Source organism: Campylobacter concisus UNSWCS (assembly GCF_000466685.1).
GTDB classification, from domain to species: domain Bacteria; phylum Campylobacterota; class Campylobacteria; order Campylobacterales; family Campylobacteraceae; genus Campylobacter_A; species Campylobacter_A concisus_A.
Genome location: NZ_ANNG01000082.1, coordinates 1 through 4573 on the forward strand (window position 1 = coordinate 1; position 4573 = coordinate 4573).

The 4573-nt window shown below is 36.3% G+C and carries 8 protein-coding genes; all 8 read left to right on the top strand.

The annotated features are described in order from the left end of the window. The first annotated feature begins 115 nt into the window (after positions 1–115). The 8 genes from UNSWCS_RS10460 to UNSWCS_RS12080 all read left to right on the top strand — a co-directional run bounded on the left by UNSWCS_RS10460 (position 116) and on the right by UNSWCS_RS12080 (position 4492). Positions 116–583, top strand: a complete 468-nt coding sequence (locus UNSWCS_RS10460) for a Panacea domain-containing protein (RefSeq protein ID WP_021088473.1) — start codon at positions 116–118, stop codon at positions 581–583. Continuing rightward, entirely contained in the window at positions 580–1011 is a 432-nt protein-coding gene (locus UNSWCS_RS10465; protein WP_035144017.1) for a hypothetical protein, read from the top strand. The genes UNSWCS_RS10460 and UNSWCS_RS10465 overlap by 4 nt, the downstream gene beginning before the upstream one ends. Before the next feature lie 46 nt (positions 1012–1057). Further along, positions 1058–1879, top strand: coding sequence for a hypothetical protein (locus UNSWCS_RS11580; protein WP_021088475.1), 822 nt, complete (start codon positions 1058–1060; stop codon positions 1877–1879). Between the two features lie 2 nt (positions 1880–1881). Further along, positions 1882–2370, top strand: coding sequence for a helix-turn-helix domain-containing protein (locus UNSWCS_RS12590; protein WP_051267851.1), 489 nt, complete (start codon positions 1882–1884; stop codon positions 2368–2370). Positions 2371–2556: 186 nt separating this feature from the next. Further along, positions 2557–2715: a hypothetical protein gene (locus UNSWCS_RS12420; protein ID WP_021088472.1), complete on the top strand. Its 159-nt coding sequence runs from the start codon at positions 2557–2559 to the stop codon at positions 2713–2715. A gap of 180 nt (positions 2716–2895) precedes the next feature. Beyond that, a complete protein-coding gene (locus UNSWCS_RS10480) occupies positions 2896–3123 on the top strand; it encodes a hypothetical protein (protein ID WP_021088477.1) in 228 nt (75 codons plus the stop codon). A gap of 422 nt (positions 3124–3545) precedes the next feature. After that, positions 3546–3749 (top strand): hypothetical protein, encoded by a 204-nt coding sequence (locus tag UNSWCS_RS10485; RefSeq protein WP_021088474.1) that lies wholly within the window; start codon positions 3546–3548, stop codon positions 3747–3749. After that, a complete protein-coding gene (locus tag UNSWCS_RS12080) occupies positions 3749–4492 on the top strand; it encodes a phage regulatory protein/antirepressor Ant (RefSeq protein ID WP_051267852.1) in 744 nt (247 codons plus the stop codon). The genes UNSWCS_RS10485 and UNSWCS_RS12080 overlap by 1 nt, the downstream gene beginning before the upstream one ends. Positions 4493–4573: the final 81 nt, after the last annotated feature.

Here is a 4573-nt window from a genome sequence, read left to right on the forward strand (position 1 = left end):
TAGTCCAAGCCGTTAAGTTTTACGGCAAGGTTAGTTAAAAATATACCTTTTATATCCCTTTTAACTTATTTAGTGTAATATTTATTGACTACACAAAAAAGAGAAAGAGGCTAAAATGACTACTATTTCAGCGGTAGATACGGCTAAATTAATTTTGGCTAAATTAAAAAGCGATGATGAAATGGCTGAATATACGAGCAGGCTAAAGCTTTTAAAGTTGCTTTATTATGTTCAAGGCTACCACTTGGCTATGTTTGGAACTCCTATCTTTGATGAAAAAATAGAAGCGTGGCTGCACGGTCCAGTCGTGCCTGAAGTTTGGAAATGGGCTATAAACTACGGCGACGAGCAAATGCAAAGCGAAGCTTTAGACAAAAAACAGATAGATGGGCTAGGATTACACCCGCAGCAAATCAAGCTAGTAGAAGAAGTTCTAGAAATTTACAACAAATATTCCGCTTATGGATTAAGAGACAAAACCCACACCGAAATGCCATGGCTTGCGGCTTATGAAAAAGATAAGAATAACGAGATAACTAAAGACAGCCTAAAAGATTTTTTTGCTCCTCTCGTTGAAAAATGAAGCTAAAAGAAACTAAACAAAAGCATGCGCTATCTTCAACTTTAAAAGAGAGCGAACCAAAATCGTTAGACGTAAGCTTCACTAAAATAATCAAAGATTGCAATTTTGGACTACTACCTAGCTCACACAACCACATCAACGATAAAGCCAAAGTCCAAAAGATAGTAAAAACCCTAATGCTTATAAGGGAGAAAAAGCCGCACGAGCTGATACAAATACCCAAGCAACAACAAATAGGCGGTTGTGAGAAGTGCGAAATAAGTAATTGGCAATGGAAAGAACGCAAAGTAAAAAATTTCTTAGAGCAGGTTAAAAGCCAAATTTTTATTATCCGCGCAGGCGATAGTAGGATATTCGGCAGCATAACGAACAACTGCTTTTATATCCACGCTATCGAATACAACCTACAAGACATCTACAAACACTAAAACAAGGACGAACAATGACCGCAGACGATAACATGGCTAAGCGTGTATGCAAAGAGCTTGGTATCACGCAAAGAGAGTTGGCGGAGAGGACAAAATGAGCGAAAATATACAGATTAAATTTCGTATCGAAAAAGACAATCCGTTAGATATTACGACCTTGGCCACTGCTCTATTATCTTTTAATAATTCTATTGATGAGTTTGTAGCCACACAAACTGGCGTAAGTGGTGCAAGAACAACATTGCAAAGCGTAGAAAAAGGTAGCGATATTTTTAATATGGTAATTTTTGCAGCTTCTGGAGCACTTGCTATTGGCGAGCTTTTACCTACCATTAATGCTTATTTTGAGTTTTTTGGCAACATTAAAAACATAGGTAAAAAAAGCGTAGATGATATTGTCTGCGATCAGTTTTTAACACCCACTTCACTTCAAAATTTAGAAAATGTAGTAAAACTTGCCGACAAAGACAGAGTAAGTGTAGAGATTACAAGCCCAGTTTTTAACCATTGCGTTTTTATCAATCAAGACAACAAAGAAGCCTACAAACAAGGCATCGCAACAGCTAGACAAATAAAAGATTTTGAAAATAAAGAAGCGGTTAAAAAAGTCTTTGAAAAGATGTCTATCACGCTTTATCAAACTACCAACACAGATAAAAAGGTTAAATTTAAAGCCTACTGCTACGAGCTAAGCGATAAAGCTATACCGATATTAATAGATGATGAAACATTAAAGGCAGAGATTTTAGAAAACCCTTATAGCTACCGCTTTGTATGTGATATTGAAATACACAAAGACGAAAAAGGCAAAATAAGCCTTTACCGAGCGTTTAATTATGTAGATAAATTTGAGATTATAAAGGAGTAATAATGGCAGAAGAAAAAGAAATATATTATGACAACGAAATAGACCATGTAGTAATTGTATCTGGCAAATATGTCGATAAAATAAAGCTAGATACAGAGCCAAAATACTCAAATTATACAAAAATAGAGGAAGAGCTAACACAAAAGGTTTCAGCACTATACGGGTCACCTATTAGTCCGTCTAAGAGCGGCGGTAGGCATATAGTGCTGAAAACCGAAAATGGCGATGAGCTTTATGTGTTAAAGTGGCATTACGAGAAACAAAACATAGTTAAGCGTGTATGTAAAGAGTTAGGCATCACACAAAGAGAGCTGGCGGAGATTTTAAAAGTAAATGAAGGCACTGTGCGACAATGGAGCAGTAAGGGGGAAGTTATGCCAAACGTCGAAGTGACACTAAATTTGCTTTTAGAAAATCATCAATTAAAAATGCGACTTGATAAAATAAAGGGCTTTGCGGAACTTATACAAGAGCTTCAGCAAGGGGTATGACAATTTGTCACAACCCTCAAAAGTGATTTTACTTCACTTTTTTATATAATTTTGTTAGATTAATTCATAAAATACTTGATAATTGTTATTTAAATTGCTATAATACGCTCATATATGTGATTTTAATTCACATAAGTTCTTTTAAATAGGGTTGTTAAGTTTTAAGTGTTGTGCTAAAATACGAAAATGAACGAATTAATCAAAAACATAGGTTTAGGGCTATTTGTAAATGGCTCTTTCGCTTTACTAAACGGCGACATCGGTATAATGCCTATCCTAATAACGATAGGTAGCGTGTTTATAATGTATGGCGCAATCAAACTTGAAAAGAGGAGTGAAAAATGAGCGGTCAAGCTTTGATTTTAACTTTTACTCTTTTGTTATCGGCTTACGTGGCATATAAGCTAATCACTACAAAAGAAAAAACACAACACTAAAACTTTACGCCCTATTTGAAAGTAAATTTTCAAACAAAGGGCGTAAAATGCAACTCACAAATCAAAACAATATATACAAGGACAAGCAATGACTGCAGATGATAACATAGTTAAGCGTGTGTGTAAAGAGCTAGGGCTAACGTATAAACAACTGGGCGAGGCGATAGGGTATAGCGAAAGCGCGTTAAATAACGCCGCTAGGCAAGAAAAAATCAGCGAGCCGTTAAAAAGAGCGGTTGAGCTTTATCTCGAAAATTTAAAACTACAACAAGAGTTAGCAGACTTCAAAACTCTAAAAGCCATTTTAGCGCGTTAATATTCAGCCAGCCAAATTTTGGGCTGGTTGAATCCGCCAACGCAAAAATGCGTCGGCTAAAATCTCACAAAAACATAAATAAAGTGTCTATTTTTTTAAAAAATTACTTATTTTATGCTAAAAACTCTTGACTAAACTTATTTAATGTGTTATAATATCTGCATAAAACACAAATAAAGTGTTTTTATAGAAAGGAGTAACGCAATGAAAAGGTTAGATTTTTTAATCAAACTCGCGATACTGATTTATCTAATCTCGAAAATAATCCAAATCTGGATTTAACAAAGGGGCGAAAGCCCCTTGACCTAAAACATTGCGTTGCTCATATTTTAGCTAAAGGAGCTTAAAATGAGTGAAATTTTAGAAGTCTTGCAAGTGCTTTTACTTGCTTATATTGTCTTACAACTTACAAGGGGGCAAAAATGAAAGCCCCTACTAAACAGAAATTTGCCGAGTATTTAGAAGCTTACAAAATAGAGCCAAGCGATAGTAACGAGGAAGTAAGCTACAAGGTGCTTGACTGCGCTTATGATTTATTTTGCGCTTTGGACGCGCTATCGAAAAATCACAACGCGATGAGAGCCAAAATTTTAAACATACTTCAACTAAAAGAAAAGGATAAATGATGGAAAATCTAATCATCAACGACCAAGAGATCAAGCTGGAAGTAGCCGACGGTCAAATCTGGACTACTTCTCTACAAATTGCAGACGTCTTTGAAAAAAGACACGACCATATTATAGCTAAAATAAGGGAGCTGCCACAAGATGAATTCACTGCCCCTAATTTTTGGGTGAGTGAATACGCAGATAGCACGGGGCGTAAATTACCGATGTATAAGATGACCCGCGACGGCTTTTCATTACTTGTTATGGGTTTTACAGGTGAGCGTGCCTATCAATGGAAAGTTAAGTTTATCAAAGCGTTTAACTTAATGGAGCAAAAACTAAAAAATCCGTTTAACGTTCCGCGTAACTATAAAGAGGCTTTAGAGCTAGCGATAGCCCAAGTGGACAAAATCGAAGCACTAGAAGCGCAACGCCTTGCCGATATGCCAAAACTTATCTTTGCTGAAGCAGTAGAAGCTAGCGCCACAAGCGCACTAATAGGCGACTTTGTAAAAACTCTTTGTGATAGTGAGGTAAGAGTTGGACGCAATAGGGTCTTTAAGTGGCTAAGAGATGAAAAATACCTAATGAACGATAACTTGCCTTACCAAAAATGGGTAGAGGCTGGATATTTTGAAGTTATCCCACAAATCATAGTGACACCAAAGGGCAATAAAGAAAAATTCACAACTAGGATAACGGCTAAAGGGCAAGTTGCACTAAGTGTAAAAATAGTAAATGCTTTTAAGATAGCAGCATAAAAGGATAAAAAAATGAGAATAAGTATAGACGCCGTAGCCGATGTGGAATTGGCGGATTTATTAGAGCGTTGCAGTTTAGGG